The organism is Cupriavidus gilardii (assembly GCF_013314895.1).
GTDB classification, from domain to species: Bacteria; Pseudomonadota; Gammaproteobacteria; order Burkholderiales; family Burkholderiaceae; genus Cupriavidus; species Cupriavidus gilardii_C.
Genome location: NZ_JABTYE010000004.1, coordinates 1 through 17,463 on the forward strand (window position 1 = coordinate 1; position 17,463 = coordinate 17,463).

General features: G+C 66.9%; 15 protein-coding genes. 12 read left to right on the forward strand and 3 right to left on the reverse strand.

The window, feature by feature from the left end:
• Positions 1-3: 3 nt before the first annotated feature.
• Together HTY53_RS04865 and HTY53_RS04870 are read left to right on the forward strand one after the other, a co-directional pair.
• The gene (locus HTY53_RS04865) at positions 4-774 is read left to right on the forward strand and encodes an ABC transporter ATP-binding protein (RefSeq protein ID WP_174105560.1); all 771 of its coding nucleotides are present in this window, start codon (positions 4-6) and stop codon (positions 772-774) included.
• 64 nt (positions 775-838) lie between these two features.
• Entirely contained in the window at positions 839-2,026 is a 1,188-nt protein-coding gene (locus HTY53_RS04870; RefSeq protein ID WP_174105356.1) for a c-type cytochrome, read from the forward strand.
• A gap of 34 nt (positions 2,027-2,060) precedes the next feature.
• On the opposite strand, the gene HTY53_RS04875 is transcribed toward HTY53_RS04870, so the two are convergent.
• The gene (locus HTY53_RS04875; protein ID WP_174105357.1) at positions 2,061-2,948 is read right to left on the reverse strand and encodes a LysR family transcriptional regulator; all 888 of its coding nucleotides are present in this window, start codon (positions 2,946-2,948) and stop codon (positions 2,061-2,063) included.
• Positions 2,949-3,081: 133 nt separating this feature from the next.
• On the opposite strand from HTY53_RS04875, the gene HTY53_RS04880 reads away from it, so the two are divergent.
• From HTY53_RS04880 to HTY53_RS04900, 5 genes are all read left to right on the forward strand, one after another.
• Complete coding sequence (locus HTY53_RS04880) at positions 3,082-4,083, forward strand: ornithine cyclodeaminase family protein (protein WP_174105358.1); 1,002 nt, start codon at positions 3,082-3,084, stop codon at positions 4,081-4,083.
• Complete coding sequence (locus HTY53_RS04885) at positions 4,080-4,919, forward strand: phosphate/phosphite/phosphonate ABC transporter substrate-binding protein (protein WP_174105359.1); 840 nt, start codon at positions 4,080-4,082, stop codon at positions 4,917-4,919. Before HTY53_RS04880 ends, HTY53_RS04885 begins: the two co-directional genes overlap by 4 nt.
• Positions 4,920-4,937: 18 nt before the next feature.
• Complete coding sequence (locus tag HTY53_RS04890; RefSeq protein WP_174105360.1) at positions 4,938-5,939, forward strand: Bug family tripartite tricarboxylate transporter substrate binding protein; 1,002 nt, start codon at positions 4,938-4,940, stop codon at positions 5,937-5,939.
• A gap of 96 nt (positions 5,940-6,035) precedes the next feature.
• Positions 6,036-6,734, forward strand: a complete 699-nt coding sequence (locus HTY53_RS04895) for a DUF2239 family protein (protein ID WP_174105361.1) — start codon at positions 6,036-6,038, stop codon at positions 6,732-6,734.
• Between the two features lie 258 nt (positions 6,735-6,992).
• Positions 6,993-7,769 carry a hypothetical protein gene (locus HTY53_RS04900; protein ID WP_174105362.1) on the forward strand — a complete coding sequence of 259 codons (777 nt, stop codon included), beginning with the start codon at positions 6,993-6,995 and terminating at the stop codon, positions 7,767-7,769.
• A 17-nt stretch (positions 7,770-7,786) separates the two neighbouring features.
• Here the strand turns inward: HTY53_RS04900 and HTY53_RS04905 are convergent, their stop codons facing one another.
• Both HTY53_RS04905 and HTY53_RS04910 read right to left on the reverse strand, forming a co-directional pair.
• Positions 7,787-9,187: a sigma-54-dependent transcriptional regulator gene (locus tag HTY53_RS04905; RefSeq protein ID WP_174105363.1), complete on the reverse strand. Its 1,401-nt coding sequence runs from the start codon at positions 9,185-9,187 to the stop codon at positions 7,787-7,789.
• On the reverse strand, positions 9,184-11,088 hold the full coding sequence (locus HTY53_RS04910; protein ID WP_174105364.1) for a sensor histidine kinase: 1,905 nt from the start codon (positions 11,086-11,088) through the stop codon (positions 9,184-9,186). Before HTY53_RS04910 ends, HTY53_RS04905 begins: the two co-directional genes overlap by 4 nt.
• A gap of 316 nt (positions 11,089-11,404) precedes the next feature.
• Between HTY53_RS04910 and HTY53_RS04915 the strand changes: the two genes are divergently transcribed.
• The 5 genes from HTY53_RS04915 to HTY53_RS04935 all read left to right on the forward strand — a co-directional run bounded on the left by HTY53_RS04915 (position 11,405) and on the right by HTY53_RS04935 (position 17,462).
• On the forward strand, positions 11,405-12,745 hold the full coding sequence (locus HTY53_RS04915; protein ID WP_174105365.1) for a dicarboxylate/amino acid:cation symporter: 1,341 nt from the start codon (positions 11,405-11,407) through the stop codon (positions 12,743-12,745).
• A gap of 152 nt (positions 12,746-12,897) precedes the next feature.
• Positions 12,898-14,091: a sodium/glutamate symporter gene (gene gltS / locus HTY53_RS04920; RefSeq protein ID WP_174105366.1), complete on the forward strand. Its 1,194-nt coding sequence runs from the start codon at positions 12,898-12,900 to the stop codon at positions 14,089-14,091.
• 2 nt (positions 14,092-14,093) lie between these two features.
• On the forward strand, positions 14,094-15,596 hold the full coding sequence (locus HTY53_RS04925; RefSeq protein ID WP_368040911.1) for a TAXI family TRAP transporter solute-binding subunit: 1,503 nt from the start codon (positions 14,094-14,096) through the stop codon (positions 15,594-15,596).
• A 250-nt stretch (positions 15,597-15,846) separates the two neighbouring features.
• Entirely contained in the window at positions 15,847-16,542 is a 696-nt protein-coding gene (locus tag HTY53_RS04930) for a type IV toxin-antitoxin system AbiEi family antitoxin domain-containing protein (RefSeq protein WP_217435509.1), read from the forward strand.
• Positions 16,539-17,462: a nucleotidyl transferase AbiEii/AbiGii toxin family protein gene (locus HTY53_RS04935; RefSeq protein WP_174105367.1), complete on the forward strand. Its 924-nt coding sequence runs from the start codon at positions 16,539-16,541 to the stop codon at positions 17,460-17,462. Before HTY53_RS04930 ends, HTY53_RS04935 begins: the two co-directional genes overlap by 4 nt.
• Position 17,463: the final 1 nt, after the last annotated feature.

Genomic DNA, 17,463 nt, shown 5'->3' on the forward strand with positions numbered 1-17,463 from the left:
GTCCTGCAGGATCTGCCCTTGCGCCGGCGCATCGAGGTGCGTCAGGTCAGCCATTGGTTCGGCGACGGCCAGACGCGGCTGCAGGTCCTCGACCGGGTGGACCTGAAGGTCGAGCCGGGCGAATTCGTCGCGCTGCTGGGGCCGAGCGGCTGCGGCAAGTCGACGCTGCTGCGGCTGGTCGCGGGCCTCGATGCGCCGGCGCAAGGGCAGATCCTGCAGGACGGCGCGACCATCGCGGAGCCGGACCCGTCCCGCATCGTCGTGTTCCAGGACCCGACGCTGTTTCCGTGGCGACGCGTGTGGGATAACGTGGCGCTGGGCCTGCAGGCGCGCGGACTGCTGGGCCGCGAACACCATCGCGTCGACGCCGCGCTCGAACGGGTGGGTCTGAAGGACTTCGCGCGCGCCTTTCCGCATCAGCTGTCGGGCGGCATGGCGCAGCGCGTGGCGCTGGCCCGCGCGCTGGTCAACGATCCGCGCCTGTTGGTCCTCGACGAGCCGCTCGGCAAGCTGGACTCGCTGACGCGGCTGGCGATGCAGAGCGAGCTGGTCGCGCTGTGGCAGCGCGCCGGGTTCTCGGCCCTGCTGGTCACGCACGATGTCGAGGAGGCGTTGTTCCTGGCGCAGCGGGTCATCGTGTTCAGCGATCGGCCGGCGCGTATCCGCGCCGAGATCGAGGTCGATCTGCCGTATCCGCGCCATCGCGGCGATCCGCGGCTGACCGAGATGCGGCACGAGGCGCTGCGCCATCTGGGTCTGGACGCGAGTTGGTGATGGGCGAAGGGATGGCGCACGCAATGGCGCGAGTGCGCGAGGAAGCGGTGGGGCGAGCGGTTCGATGAACGGCGTGGTGTTGCCGGTCTGGCTCGATGCGCTGTTGACCATCGTCGAGCAAGCACAGTTCGCGTTGCTGCGGCTATGGCATTGGCTGGGCCTGACCGGCGAAGCGCACGGACAGCCGGCCTGGCCCTGGAGCCATCGCATCGCCGGCGAAACCCTGCTGATCGATCTCGGCGTGGCCCGGCAGCTGGCGTGGAGCGGAATCGCGGTCGGGTTGGCGCTGACGGCGATGCTGCTGGCGCTGGCATGGCGGCGTCGCCGTGCGCTGCTGCTGACGATGGCCGCCGCGTGCCTGGTGTTGGCCCCCTGGCCCGCACCAGCGCTGCTGTTCGCGCGCGCCGCGCCGACCAGCTTTCATGCCAGCCCGACCGGCTTCTCGGTCGAAGCGATCGCACTCGGCGCACGCGTCTATGGACAGCACTGTGCGGCCTGCCACGGCGAAGACGGACGCGGCGAAGGGCCGCTGGCGGCAACGCTGCCGCGCTGGCCGCCGACGCTGGGCGGCCCGCTGCTCGGTCGCCGGGCCGATGGCGAGCTGTTCTGGCATATCGCCGATGGCATGCGCGATGACGATGGCCGCCTCGTCATGCCGGCCTTCGCCGGGGTGCTGCGCGACGAGGAGATCTGGGCGGCGCTCGACTACGCCAAGGCGCTCGCGGCCGGCGAAGGCGCGAAGGCCGCAGGCAGCTGGCCGATGGCCGTGCCCGTTCCCGACATGACGATACGCTGCGGCGCCGACACGCCGCGACGGCTCGCGCAGTGGCGCGGCGGTCAACGGCTGCGGCTGGTGGCCTTCGATGGATCGCCGCAACGTATCCCCATGGAGGATCCGCGTTTCCTGACGCTGCTGGTGACGCCCGACGGCAAGCCGCCTGCCTCGGTGCCGCAATTTCGCAGCGACTGCGTGGCGGTGTCCGGGCTCGCCTGGGATGCGGTGGCGCGGCTCGCCGGTGTGCCGTCTTCACGCCTTGCCGGCACCGAGCTGCTGGCCGATCGCGACGGCTGGCTGCGCGCCCGCGGCACGCCGCAGCAGAAGGGCTGGTCCGATGCCGACCTGCTGTGCGAGTCCGGACAGGCCCGGAAGCCCGCAGCGGGCGGCCAGCCGGCGCTCGACGGGCTGACCGCGCTGCTGCTGAGGATGGACGCCGAGCCGGTGCGCTTCGTCAAGGGCGGCATCGTCCATTAGCGGCAAGGCCGGCACCGGCGCGCGGCCGTGCGCTTTATCGCTTCATCATCGCCACCAGCGTATCGACGAAATCCAGCGCCAGCCGCGACAGCGGCTCGGTCTCGACATGGAAGATCTGCGCCGACGCGGTGATGCGGGTCTTGACCGGCACCGCGACAATGTCGGGCCAGCTCTGCCCGAACACCGTCATCGCGTCGACCAGCGCGATGCCGGCACCGGCCTGCGCCAGCGCCCGGGCGACGTGAGCCTGCTCCACCTGCACGCTGAAGTCGGGCTGGTCGGCCTCGCCGCCGAACATCTCGCGGATCAGCAGGCCGAACGGCACATCGTCGCTGTAGCCGATCAGCGCCTCGCCCGCCAGGTCGGCCGGCCGCACCGCGCTGCGGCCGGCGAGTCGGTGGCCCTCGGGCACCAGCGCGACGATCGGATTGCGCGCCAGCACGCGCGCCTCCAGATTCGGATGCGTCAGCGGCATGGTCGACACGCCTAGCTCGGCCTGTCCCGATAGCAGCGCGCGCAGCATATTGGCCGGGATCTGTGTGCGCACCACGATGCGCACCTCGGGATGCGCGAGACGAAAGCGCGCGATCGCGCGCGGCAGCACCGTCTGCCCCAGATTGGGGCTGCACGACACGCGCAGGCTGCCGGTACGGTTCGCCGCCAGGTCCTCGGCAATCTCGTTGACCCGCTCGATGCCTTCGTAGACCGAGTTGACCTCGGCCAGCATGCGCCGGGCTTCCGGCGTCGGATAGAGCCGCCCCTTGGTGCGACGGAACAGCGCGAAGCCCAGGCGCTGCTCCGTATGCGACAGCAGGCGGCTGATGGCCGGCTGCGACACATACAGCAGCTTGGCGGCCGCGCTGATGGAGCCCGTCAGCATCACCGCGCGGAACACTTCGATCTGGCGCAGATTGATTTTCATGACATAACACGATGTTAAGCATCACCGATATATAAGCATATGACAGTCATGGCTGCGCTCCCTACACTGATTTCGGCGCTTGCACGACGCTTGCACGACGGGATTCACGACGTCCAAAACATCAGGAGAGGGTATGAGCGACATCCATCTGACGTACCTCAACGGCAAGGACATCGCGCAGCTTGCGATGACCGACGCCGAGATTCTGGCCGCGGTCGAGCAGGGGCTGGTGGCGCAGGGCAACGGGCAGACCGTGATCGAGCCGCGCATGCATCTGATTCCGGACCCCGCCTTCAACGGGCACTTCAACGTGCTGCGCGGTTATGTCGCGCCGCTCGGACTGGCGGGCGTCAAGATCGTCGGCGACTTCGTCGACAACTACAAGCAAGGGCTGCCGTCCGAAATGGCGCTGCTCAATCTGTTCGACCCACGCACCGGCATGCCGGTGGCCGTGATCGACGCGACCTTCATCACCGATGCCCGTACCGGGGCGCTGACCGCGCTGGGCGCCCGCCATCTGGCGCGACGCAACAGCAAGGTGCTAGGCCATATCGGCGCACGCGGTACCTCGTACTGGAACATCCGGCTGCTCGACAGCCTGTTCGACTTCGACGAGATCCGCGTGCACTCGCGCCGTCCCGAGAGCCGCAATGCGTTTGCGGCCAGGCTCGAGCGCGACCTCGGCAAGCCGATCGTCGTCACCGAGGACTGGGAGTCGTGCGTGCGCGGCGCCGACATCGTGGTCGAAGCCTCGCGGCTGGAACGGCCCACGCCGCTGCTGAAGACCGAATGGATCGCGAAGGGCGCGTTCGTGGTGCCCTACGGCACGATGAGCGCGGTGGAGCTGTCGCTGACCGACATCATGGACAAGCTGGTGGTCGACGACTGGAGCCAGTGCAAGGGCGGCATGTTCGGCTCGCTGCGCGCGCATGTCGAGGCCGGCAAGCTGTCGGAGCAGACGCTGTACGCCGAACTCGGAGAGATTGTCGCCGGCCGCAAGCCCGGACGGCAGAGCGACGACGAGACCAATCTGTTCTGGCACCGCGGCCTGTCGCTCAGCGACATCGCGCTCGGCCACGCCGTCATGCAGAAGGCGCAGCGCATGGGCATCGGTCAAAGGCTGGTGTACGCATGATCGCCAATGCACGGATGTATTCGGTGTCGGAGCAGGCGGCCGATGCCTGGCGGACGCTGCTGATGCGCGTGGCGCAGCGCGCCGGCGTAGCGCTCGATTACGTCGAACACGAGCCACCGGCGCCGATCCGCTCGCTGTGGGAGCGCGACGACTGCGCCTGCGTGCTGATGTGCGGCTATCCGTTCGCGACCGCGCCAGTGCGTTACCGGCTGCTGGCCGCGCCGGTACCGAACCTGGCGCGCTATGGCGGCTTGCCGCGTTATTTCAGCGAATTCATCGTGCGGGCCGATGCGCCGTGCACCTCGCTGGCGCAGACGTTCGGCACGCGCCTTGCGTGCATGCTGCCGGAATCGAATTCGGGCTACAACGCGCCGCGCCGCTATCTGATGGAGTTCGGGCTGGTGGACGGGGCGTTGTATCTGCCGACCGAAGAGGCCACGCCGACCCCGCAGGACGTGATCGAGGCCGTGATTGCCGGGACGGCGGAGGTTGGCGTGGTGGACAGTTATGTGCTGGACCTGTTGCGCCTGCATGCGCCGGAACGGATGGGCGAGTTGCGCACGCTCGCCGTGACGCATGGCGCGCCGATTCCGCCCCTGGTCGCTTCGGCCGGCATCGACGAAGGCGTCGCCGAGCGGCTCCGCGTCGCGCTGCTGCGCGCGCATTGCGATCCGGATTGCGCCGAAGCGTTCGCCACGCTGCGGCTGTCCCGTTTCGCGGCGGTGGTGCCGGGCGATTACGATCGTCTGGTGCGATGGGCCAATGAAGCCGACCGCGCCGGCATCGCCCTGACCGCTTCGCATCCCGTTGCGCACACGTTCGATCGATTGCTCTGACCACTCGGGGAGATTCACATGACGCGATTGCTTTCCACGATTCTGGGCGCGCTGCTTGCCGCAAGCTTGCCGCTGGGCGCGCTGGCGCAGGGCAGCGGCAGCGGGGGTGGAGGCGCTGCGCAGGGCTTTCCCGCCAAGCCGGTCCGGCTGGTGGTGCCCTTCGCCGCCGGCGGGCCCGCCGATGTGCTGGGGCGCGCGGTGGGCGATGGCCTGTCCAAACGCTGGGGCCAGCCGGTCGTGGTCGAGAACAAGGCCGGCGCGGCCGGTACGATCGGCGTCGATCAGGTCGCCAAGGCCACGCCCGATGGCCATACGCTGGCCGTGGTGCCGGTCGGCAATATCGCCGTCAATCCTTCGCTGATGCCGAACCTGCCGTACAAGGCGGCGGATCTGGTGCCGATCGCGATGCTGGCGACGGCGGAGAACGTGCTGGTGGTCCACCCCGGCGTCCAGGCCAGGTCCCTCGGCGATCTGCTCAAGCTCGCCCGCCAGCAGCCGGGCAAGCTGACCTTCGCCTCGCCCGGTGCCGGCAGCCAGGCGCATCTGGCCGGTGAACTGCTGCAGCTCGACGCCAACGTCAAGCTGATCCACGTGCCCTACAAGGGCGTCAGCCCCGCAATGACCGATCTCGTCGGCGGCCAGGTCACGATGATGTTCGCGCAGATGTCGGCGGCGCTGCCGTATATCCAGGCCGGCCGCCTACGCGCACTGGGCGTGGCCAGTGGCAAGCGCTCGGCCGTGCTGCCCGATGTGCCCACCATCGCCGAGCAGGGCTTTCCGCAATTCGAGGCGGTGTCCTGGTACGCGCTGATGGCACCGGCCGGCACGCCGCCCCAGGTAGTCGAGCAACTGAACCGCCAGACCGGCGAGGTGCTGGCCGATCCGGGCCTGAAGAGCAAGCTGGCGACGCTAGGGATGGACGTCGGCGGCGGCACGCCGCGGCAGCTCGCCGAGACGATCCAGAAAGAGACGGCGCGTTGGGCGGCGGTGATCAAGCAACGGGGTATCTCGGTGGAGTGAAAGGCAGCGGGACGACCGTGCGGGCAAATTTAATCCGGGTAATATTGACATCTGATTTTACCCGGATAAAATGACGCCAATTCACGGAGATCCATCATGTCGAAACCAGCCACCTGCACCGCGTTCATCGGCGAACGCTTGCTGGCTTCCGGCGCGCCCGGCGCCGTCGCCCTTGCCGTCAAGCGAGCCCTCCCGCAACAGGAGAACGACATGTCTGCGCAGGCGGTGTTGATCTTCGATGATCGCAGCGGCCGACAGATCGATTTCGATCTGCGCGGCACGGATCAGGAGATCGTCGCGAGGCTGCAGCCGCAGGGGCAACAGCCGACCTCGGAGCAGGCGGAACGCGAAGGGGAAGAGAACAAGGGCGAACCCCGGACGCCAGGCCGTCCCAGGCTCGGCGTGGTGGCACGCGAGGTAACCCTGCTGCCGCGCCACTGGGAATGGCTCGCCGCCCAGCCAGGCGGTGCATCGGTGACGCTGCGCAAACTGGTGGAGCAAGCGCGTGCCCAGGATGGAGGACGGCAGGCGATTCGCGAAGCGCAGCAAGCCGCTGATCGCTTCATGATGACGATGCTGGGCAACCAGCCCGGCTATGAGGACGCGTCCCGCGCGCTGTATGCCGGTGACCGGCAGCGTTTCATCACGCTGACGAAGTCATGGCCGCGCGACTTGCGGGAACATGTGAGGCGCTTGGCCGAGCCGGCGTTCCCAGAGGAGGCGGCAGGCGGAGAGGCGGCCGAACCGTTGGCCCCGCCGCGCCGTCGCGTCGCCACGCAACAGAAGCAGCCGTAGCGCATCGGATCGTGGTCCGCCGGACCAGAGCTTTTCCGGCATCCGCTGTGCGGCGTACAAAATGAAGCGGCCCGCGCGAGGCGGGCCACTGACGTACCTAGAGTCATCACCGGCATGGTCATCCGGGAGAGGACAGATTAGGGCTGCCCGGCGATTCTACCCCACCTTTGGCGTATTCGAAACTTCGCGACGAGCTCCGCTCGAAAAAACTGCGAGGCTGGCACACCATAGCGCACCGCACGAAAGCATGGAGGAGCTGTGGATTGGCAACAGTTTGAACAGGCCTTTTCGTCGCCGAGGGTCGGCCGCTACCTGGCGCACTGTCGTGGTAATCGGAGCATGGCGATGGAGGCGTACCGCCATAACCTGCTGATCGCCGGCGCTCTCACTCCGTTCCTGGCAGTCGTAGAGGTGTGTTTGCGCAATGCAATCAATCGGCAGCTGGTTGACCACTACGGCAGGTTGGACTGGTGGGAGGCTTGGAGAGGTGTTCCACTGTTCGAGAAGCAGTCTTCGCAGGTTGTGGCCGCGAAGGCGAAACTTCTCTTTCGTAAAGAGCCCGTTACGCCGGACAAGATCATTGCCGAACTGACCTTCGGTTTCTGGGTCACCTTGTTCAACGCCGAGTTTCAGGCTTTTCTGTGGAAACCGCTGAGAAAGATGTTCCGGCATCTTCCCAAAGTCGAGCGTCAGCGCCACAACGTGTCACCCATCTTGAACCGCCTGCGGGCATTGCGAAATCGAGTCTTTCACCACGAATCGGTGCTGTGGCTCAGCCCCAGTGATCTCGGGCAGATCTATAAGGAAGGCGTCGCGATGCTCGCGTGGATCGATGATGCTTTGCCGCGCTGGTGCAACGGCCATTGTCAGGTTCAAGCTGCATGGTCGGCTTGGTCGGAGGCCGACAGAAGGTTGCATACCTTATTGCTGCGGACCAGCCAATCTGGAGCGCCCATGTTGAGCAATACCGAAAATCGAAAGCGGGCACAGCATCTCACCGCGCCGGATGGCGCGATTTCTCCGATCGATGAATAGGTGGCGTCGTCCCTTGACTACTCCCCCTTCTCCGCCAAATACTCCCGCCGCTCGATCCCATGCCGATGCAGCTTGTCGTAGAAGGTCTTGCGGGCAATCCCCAGCGATTCCAGCGTTGCCCGTACATTGCCGCCGTTCGCGGCAAGCGTGTCCCGGATCAGCTGGGCTTCGTAGCGGTCCATCCGTTCGGCCAGCGTGCCTTCGCCGCCGGTGTCGCCTGAGGCCGCGGACGGGGCGGTGGGGGACGTCGGCAGCGTATGCACGCCGAGCACGAAGCGTTCGGCGAAATGCAGCAGTTCCCGTACATTGCCCGGCCAGTGATGCGTGTTCAGGTAGCGCCGTACGGCATCGGTGACCGGCGGTGCCTCGCGCTGGAAGCGGCGCGCGGCCTGGCCGGTGAAGACTTCGAACAGCAGCGGGATGTCTTCGCGCCGCTCGCGCAGGGGCGGCATATATAGCGTGACGACGTTGAGCCGGTAGTACAGGTCTTCGCGAAATTCGCCTCGCTGCGCGGGGTCGCCGAGATCGACCTTGCTTGCGGCGATCACGCGAAGGTCCACCGGGCGCATCTCGTTGGTGCCCAGCGGCGCGACGCTGCGCGTCTCGAGCACACGCAGCAACTTCAACTGCACCGACGGCGGCATGCCTTCGATCTCGTCGAGAAACAGCGTGCCGCCGTTCGCATGTTCGATGCGGCCGATCCGCTTGCGTTGGGCGCCGGTGAACGCGCCCGGTTCGTGGCCGAACAGCTCGCTCTCGATCACGCTCTCGGGCAGTGCCGCGCAGTTCAGCGCGACGAATTCGCCGGCGCTGCGCCGGCTCCAGCGATGCAGCGCGGTCGCCGCCATTTCCTTGCCGCTGCCGGTCTCGCCGACCACCAGCACATCCACGTCCGCATCGGCGATATGGCGGATGGTCTGGCGCAGCCGCTCCATCGCGGGCGTCACGCCGATCAGCGGCCACGCGCTTTCGGCCTGCGCCGCGGCATCCTGCAGCCGGCGATTCTCGAGCACCAGCCGGCGCTGCTCCCACGCATGGCCGACCGCGGTCAGCAGCCGGTGAGTGGCGTAGGGCTTCTCGAGAAAATCGTAGGCGCCGCGGCGCATCGCCTCGACCGCCTGCGCGATATCGCCATGCCCCGTGATGAAGATCACCGGCAGGCTGGCGTCGCGCTCCAGCACGCGCTCGAACAGTTGCAGGCCGTCGAGCCCCGGCATCCGCATATCGGTGACCAGCACTTCGGGGTAGCCGTCGCGCAGGCTGTCGAGAAAGGATTGGGCGCTGGCATGCGCGTCGACCCGATAGCCGGCGAGCGTCAGGCTTTCGGCAGCGGCCGCGCGGACGTCGTGGTCGTCGTCGACCAGCGCAACCCGGCGCACCGGGCCCCGGCTGGCTTGCGCTTCGGTAGTTTGCGTCATGGGGCTGAATTCAGTGTGATGGTGAAGATCGCGCCGCCGCGATCGGCCGGGCGGGTATCCAGCGCGCCGCCGAAGTCGGCGACGATGTCGCGGCTGATCACCAGCCCCAACCCCATGCCTTCCGGCTTCGAGGTCGAGAAGGGCGTGAACAGCCGTTCGGCGATGTCGGGTGCAATGCCGGGGCCGTTGTCGGCGATCTCGATGCGCACGCACGGACTGTCCGCATGGACGGCAATGTCGATCCGCGGATCGTGGCGGCCGGCCACGGCGTCGAGCGCGTTCTGCAGCAGATTGACCAGCACCTGTTCCAGCCGCAGGCGATCGGCCTGCACACGCAGGCCGGTCTGGCCGGAGCGCGTCAGGGCCACCGGCTGCGTGCGCAGCCGCGGGCCGAGCAATAGCAGCGCGCCGTCGATCGCCGCATCGACCGGCGTCGGCTCGCGCGCGCCCGAACCCTTGCGGGCAAACGCCCGCAGCTGGCCCGTGATGGCGCCGATGCGCTCGGTCAGCGCGCCGATGCGCGCGAGGCTCGAGCGCGCCCCCTCGGCCTCGCCGCGTTCCAGATAGCTGCCCGCGTTGTCGGCATAGCTGCGGATCGCAGCCACCGGCTGATTGATTTCATGCGCAACGCCGGCGGCGATCTGGCCGAGGAAGGTCAGCTTGTTGGCCTGCACCAGCTCCTCCTGGGCGGCATGCAGCCGCAACTCGGCCTGCCGGCGTTCCTCCATTTCCGCGCGCAGCTGATCGTTGGCCGCCTGCAGTTCGGCGGTGCGCGCCTGCACCCGCGCGGTCAGCTCGGCGCGAATCGCGGCCTGCTGGGCGTTATGCCGCTGCAGGCGGCGCCGCGCGTAGATCGCGGTGGCGATGGCGATATAAGCGAGCAGCAGCACCACCAGCGCCTGCGCCTGCATCCGTGCCGCGATGCCGGTCCGCTCGTCGCGGGTGGGCGCCAGCAAATGGAAGGTCCAGTGCGTGGAGGGCACGGGCAGCGCAACGTGGATATAGCTGTCGCCGGCCGAATGACCGGGCACGTCGGCACGCACCTCCTCGCCGCTGGCCGGCGGTTTGGGCGCCGGCGCGCCACCGGCCGTGGCGGAAAACGACCGGATCGGCAGCGGGGCGAAGGTTGCATCGCCGAACTGCAGGCTGCGCCGCAACTGGTCGGCCGCCGCTTCGCCCAGCGGCACCAGGGACCGGAAACGCCAGTCCGGCTCGCTCGTCAGCAGCACCACGCCGTCGCTGTTGGCGACGAAGACCGGCTCGGCCAGATGCGCCCAGTCTTCTTCCAGGCCGGGGAACTCGACCTTGACGACCACCACACCGACCGCCTGTCCGGCGGCATCGACCAGCCGGTGCGACAGGTACAGGCCGGGACGACGGCTGATGGTGCCCAGCGCAAAGTGCTCGGCGGCGCCGCCGGCCATCGCGCCCTGGTAGTAGGGGCGGAAGGCGTAGTTCTCTCCAACGAAGCTGTCGGGACCGCGCCAATTGCTCGAAGCGACCGTCAGGCCGCGGCGGTCGACCGCGTAGATCACCGACGCGCCGGTGCCGGCGGCCAGCGCTTCCAGTTTGCCGTTCAGCGCGGCAACGCGCTTCGGGTCGGAGGTTATCAGCGCGCTCTTCAAGTCGGGATCCTGCGCCAGCACGAATGGCAGCGCGCGGTGCTTTTCCAGGTCGCGCCGCAGCGTGGCGACGTTGAACTGCGCGGCCGTGAGCGCGCGCTGGGTGACGGTCGCGGCGGCCTCGCGATGCGCGATCCGCTCGACCAAACGCAACACCGCGACGGTCAGCGCGAGCATCAGCAGCACCGCCAGCGCGACGCCGACAGCGGCGCGCGGCGAGAGCGATGGGCGCGCTGGCGTGTCTTCGGTCGGCAGGGTCGAGGCGGGCGGCTGGGCCATCGGTGGGGAAAACGGGTGGCGGAGTGGAGGTGCGTATCGCGTGGTCCGAGGTCGGGCCCGTGTGCGGTTCGGGTTGTGTGGATTTCCATACAACCGGGCCGAATTCTATGTGGATTTCCACTCAAATGCCAGCGAAGCCACCTGCGCTTCCGGATTTTTTCTTTAAAGATCAACCACTTGTGAAAGCTATTTGGCTGGCACACGCATTGCGATAGCGGCTGGTCCGGCGCCGCATCCGCTCGGCCAGGATATTTCAAGAAACTCGCTACCGCGTGCCCCCATGGCGCCCGGCAGCCCATTGGCAGGGGACACCCGCATGATCGACACCCACACCGCCGCGGCCACGGCCGCGCAGCCTCGTCCGTTCTATCGCCATCTGTACGTGCAGGTGCTGGTCGCCATCGTCGCCGGCATCGCGCTTGGCCACTACTGGCCCGACCTCGGCTCGAGCATGAAGCCGCTCGGCGACGGCTTCATCAAGCTGGTCAAGATGATCATCGCGCCGGTGATTTTCCTGACCGTGGTGACCGGCATCGCAGGCATGTCGGACCTGAAGAAGGTTGGCCGCGTGGCCGGCAAGGCGATGATCTACTTCTTGACCTTCTCGACGCTGGCGCTGGCGGTCGGCATGATCGTCGGCAACGTGGTCCAGCCCGGTCATGGCCTGCACATCGACCCGGCCTCGCTGGATTCGAACGCGGTGTCCGGCTACGTCGCCAAGGCGCACGATTCGACCATCACCGGCTTTCTGATGAACATCATCCCGACCACGGTGCTGAGCCCGATGGTCAATGGCGACATCCTGCAGGTGCTGTTCGTCGCGGTGCTGTTCGGCATCTCGCTGGCGCTGGTCGGCGAGCGCGGCAAGCCGGTGGTCGATTTCCTGCAGGCGGTCACGCTGCCGGTGTTCCGCCTGGTGTCGATCCTGATGAAGGTCGCGCCGATCGGCGCGTTCGGCGCGATGTCGTTCACCATCGGCAAGTACGGCATCAAGTCGGTGGCCAACCTGGCGATGCTGGTCGGCACCTTCTATCTGACCTCGCTGCTGTTCGTGCTGATCGTGCTTGGCCTGGTGGCGCGCTATAACGGCTTCTCGATCGTCAAGCTGATCCGCTATATCCGCGAGGAACTGCTGCTGGTGCTGGGCACCAGCTCGTCGGAAGCCGCGCTGCCGACGCTGATGCAGAAGATGGAACGCGCCGGCTGCGCCAAATCGGTGGTTGGCCTGGTCGTGCCGACCGGCTATTCCTTCAATCTGGACGGCACCAATATCTATATGACGATGGCCGCGCTGTTCATCGCGCAGGCCTGCGACATCCACCTGTCGTTCGGCGACCAGATCCTGCTGCTGCTGGTCGCGATGCTCAGTTCCAAGGGCGCGGCCGGCGTGACCGGCGCGGGCTTCATCACGCTGGCGGCGACGCTGGCGGTGGTGCCGTCGGTGCCGGTCGCCGGCATGGCCCTGATCCTCGGCGTGGACCGTTTCATGTCGGAATGCCGCGCGCTGACCAACCTGGTCGGCAATGCCACCGCCGCGATCGTGGTCGCGCGCTGGGAAGGCGAGCTGGACAAGGAGCAACTGCGCAAGGCGATGGCGGGCGAGGCCGTCGCGCCGGCCGCAGCGGGCACGCCCGAGCTGACGCAGTCGGCGGCGTAGCCTTCGACAACTTCCGAGCCGAATGCCGGACGCGGTGAATCGCGTCCGGCATTTTTTTTGCGCATTGCGGTTCGCTTTTGTGGCGTCTATGCTGGCATGGATCCATACGCGTCACTTTTCCGCCGGCACTGGCGGGCAAGGGTGAGAACTCGATGCAGATTCGCCTCGATCCGGTCGCCTCGGTGCTGATCGCCGTACTGGTCCTGCTGCTCGGTACGCTGATCAATCGCCGGGTTGCCTTTCTGTCGCGCTACAACATTCCCGATCCGATCACCGGCGGCATCCTCTTCGCCGCGGTCGCGGCGGTCGCCCAGGCGCTGTTCGACTTCCGCGTCGTCATCGATGCCGCCATCAAGCCGGTGCTGCTGCTGATGTTCTTTGCCGGTGTCGGCATGGCCGCCGACCTGCGCGCGCTCAAGCAGGGCGGCAAGGCGCTGGTCATCTTCCTGATCGTGCTGTTTCCCTATATCGCCGTACAGAACATCGTCGGCGTCGGCATGGCCAAGGCGATGGACCTGCATCCGATCTTCGGGCTGGTCGGCGGTTCGATCACGCTGGTCGGCGGGCACGGCACCGGCGCGGCCTATGCCGAGCGCTTCGCCGAGATCAACAATCTGCAGTCGGTGATGGAGCTGTCGATGACGGTGGCGACGATCGGGCTGATCGTCGGCGGCATTATCGCGGGGCCGGTCGCGCAGTACCTGATCTCGCGATATCGGCTGCGCTCGCAGGGCGAGGATGAGGCGAGCGTCGAGGCCGAGGCCCATGGTTTTCCCATCACGACCGTCGCCGCGGTTGGCGCGCTCGGCGGCATCCTGGTCGCGGTGGTGGTCGGACGCTGGCTGGCCACGCTGTTCTCGGGCCAGGCCATCACCATACCGGGCTTCCTGTGGTGCATGCTGACCGGCATCGCGATCCGCAACCTGTTGCCGCTTGCCGGCGTGCGCTTCGACGACCGGCCGGCCGAGCTGATCTCCAATGTCAGCCTGTCGCTGTTCCTGGTGATGACGATGATGGCGCTCGATCTGGTCGACGTGGCCCTGTCCGCGGGGCCGTTCCTGGCGATCATCGCGATGCAGGTGGTCTTTATCGTGCTGTACGTGGTGCTGGTGTGCTTCCGCTTCATGGGACGCGACTACGAGGCGGCGGTGCTGTCGGCGGCCTTCATCGGCTTCAATATGGGCTCGACCGCCACCGCCATGGCCAATATGCAGGCCATTACCGCCAAGCACGGACCGGCACCGAAGAGCTTCGTGGTGGCACCGCTGGCCGGCGCCTTCTTCGTCGACATCATGAATGCCTTTGTGCTGACGCTGATGCTGGCGATGCCGCTGATGGGAGGCTGACCGTGCGCCGCCTGTTCACCGCGCTGTTTGCACTGACCGTGGCGCTGCTGCTGGCGGGATGCCAGCGCGGACCGGATGCCGACGCGCTGCGCAAGGATGTCGCCGCGCGGCTCGCGCAGGCGCTCCCGCCGGGGACGGTGGAGCTCGCGGAACTGCGCCGCCAGGGCTCGCAAACCGATCGGCGCGGTCCGCCCGGTGAAGACCGGCGCGTCGTCTACTTCGACGCGGAGCTGAAGCTGACGCGCGACTTCGACTTCGGCGCATGGGATGCGCCCGGCGTCGCCGGCCTGATCTCGGCACTCGGCGCTGCGCCCAAGGGCGTGCAAGGAATCGCGCTGGGCGGCAACAAGGCCGGCGACATCATTCGGGCGCATGGTGCGGCGGTGTACCGTGAGGAGCAGGGCCGGTGGGTGCCCGTGACGTCCGGAGGTTATCGGCCGGTCGCCGCGCCTGCCTATGCGGGCAGTGCCCCGCAGGGCGCGGCGGCGATGCTGGAGGCCATGCGCCGCATCGTCGAATCCGTACCGGCCGAATCCTCGCCCGAACAGCACGCGATGATCACGCAGGAACTGGCGGCCGCGCATGCCAGCATCCGCGCCCGGCTGGCACGCGACAAGCAGGGCTACCCAATGGCCGCCGGTGCGGAGGGCGGGCAATACCTGCGCTTTGCCCAGGCCCTTGCCGCCAAACCCGGTACCCGTGTCGTGCCGCTGGTTACGCGCGGGGGCGACGAGAACCTGCGCATGCTGCGCCAGGGCAAGGCCTCGCTGGCGCTGGCGCAGGCCGACGCGGCGCTCGACGCCTATCGCGGCGACGGCGACTTCGCCGCCGATGGACCGTTCACCTCGCTGCGCGCGATCGGCAGTCTGTATCCCGAAGCCGTCCATGTTCTCGTGCGCGCCGATGCGGCCGTCAAGACGGTGGCGGACCTGCGCGGCAAGCGCATCGCCATCGGGGAAAAGGGCGGCGCTTCGCAGCGGACCGCCCTGCGTGTCCTCGCCGCACATGGCCTGCGGCCCACGGATTTCTCCGGGCGCGAGCTGGGCATCAACGCCTCGCTGGTCGCACTGCGGCAGAACGAGGTCGACGCGGTAATACAGATCATTGGCGTGCCATCGGAGAGCATCCGCGACGCCCTGGCCGCGATTCCGCTGCGCCTGCTGCCGCTCAGCGAGAAGGCCGCCGCCGCGCTCGCCGATTCCGGCCGTGGTTATTTGCGCTATACGGTGCCCGCCGGCACCTATGCGAACCAGGCAAACAGCGTGGCCACCGTGGCCGTCGCCGCGCAATTGCTGGTAGCCGCCGATCTGTCCGACGCCGAGGTCGGCGCAATCGCGCGCAACGTCTATGCGCCCGGCGCGGACTTCACGGCACGCGGCAGCGCCCAGGGCGCGCAGATCTCGCCGGTCACTGCCGCGCAGGGCTTGTCGGTGCCGCAGCATCTGGCGGCGGCCAGGGCAATCGAGGCTCTGGTCAAGGGCGGTGCTGCGCGGCAGGGGAAATGAGCGCCGGCCCCCGGAGCTGACGGCCAACAATCTTTCTATCCGATGGACCGCGTGTCCGCGCCAGCATGTCCTTGCGAAAGCCTCGATGACTCGCGCATATTCAGCGGCGCCTATTGGTATCCACCATTTCCTTGCGTGAATCGCAACCGCGGCCTCGCCTGACCTGCCGGCCTGCGCTGCCCTTGGGATACACAGGAGCCTTCGTTAATCCACTGCGGGGTGGTCCTCTGAAGCGGACGCCGCCACGCCGATGAAAACCATGTCGTTACCAGCGAAAGAGCGTTACCATATGTCGGCAAGTTTTTCATATTTGCCGACATTAGATAACACCATGGCTGCCAGTCAAATCACCCATCGCCAACGCGCCCTGGTTCTTGCCAAGGACCGTGGCATCGCGCGTGCCCGGGACTTCAAGGCGGCAGGGATCCCGCTTGTCTACCTGAAGCGGCTGACCGACTCCGGTGACCTCGTCCGCCTGGGGCGGGGCCTTTACCAGGATGCCGAACTCGTGGGGGAGAGTGCCGCTCACAATCTGGCGGAAGCCGCTCGGCTTGTCCCGAGCGGCGTGATTAGCCTGGTCAGCGCCCTCCGATACCACGGGCTGACGACGCAGCTACCGCACGCGGTGTGGATCACCATCCCCCACAAGGCCAGAGCGCCGAAGGCCGAAAGCATCAAGCTGGAGATCGTTCGAGCGACCGGAGAGGCTCTGACTGCAGGTGTCGAACATTTCCGGATCGAGGGTGTCGCCGTACCGATTTATGGCATCGCCAAGACGATTGCCGATTGCTTCAAACATCGGCGCCATGTCGGCGAGGACGTGGCCATTGAAGCGCTGCGGAACGCATTGGAGCAAAGGCGGACCACGGCAAGCGAGCTGATGCAATTTGCCGCAATCAATCGGGTTGTCCGGCGGATGGACCCCTACATCAAGGCGATGCTATGAAGGGCAAGGCCTCTCGAAATTGCGCGGGGTCTATCAGGGCGAGGCTGCTGAACTACGCCAAGCAGCGGGGTGACGACTATCGGCGCGTCCTTACCCGCTTTGCCATCGAACGTCTTCTCTATCGGCTTGGCCTGACGGATGCTGGGGAGCGCTATGTTTTGAAGGGAGCCACGCTGTTTCTGACGTGGCCTGAGCATATATACCGCCCCTCAGGCGATCTCGATTTGCTAGGCATGGGCGACCCTGACCCGGATGCCATCGTTGGCCTCTTCACCCGGATTTGTCGCGTGGAAGCGCCCGACGACGGCATCGTTTTTGATCCGGCCACATTGAAAGCGGAGCCGGTGCGTGAAGCAAACCGTTACCACGGCATTCAGTTGAGCTTGAAAGGCGAACTGGCCAAGGCGGTCATCCACGTGCAGGTGGACATTGGATTTGGCGACCATGTCTACCCGCCGCCGAAGCGCTGCATTTTTCCTACCCTTCTACCGGATCTTCCGGCCGCCAGCATCCTGATGTATCCGCCCGAAACCGTGGTGGCAGAGAAATTCGAGGCGCTGATTCGCTTCGGCGAGGCGAATGGGAGGATCAAGGATTTTCACGACATCTGGGTCATGATGCGCACGTTCCCGTTCGAGCTTTCCAGCCTGATGGAGGCGATCCGCGGAACATTGCGGCGCCGCGAAACCCCGATCCCTATTGAAATGCCCGTTGGCCTGACCGAAGTGTTCGCGAAGATCGTAGAGGAGCGGGGCTTGTGGACTGGCTTTCTTCGCCGCAGCTCCCCGACGCTACGCCCGCCGCCATTCGTTGAATTGCTGCAGGAACTGCGCCGCTTCTTCGGGCCCATCATCGCCAAGCTCGCGCGACCAGAGGAAGCAACGGGGCGCTGGGATCCCAATAGCGCAGCATGGAACTGAA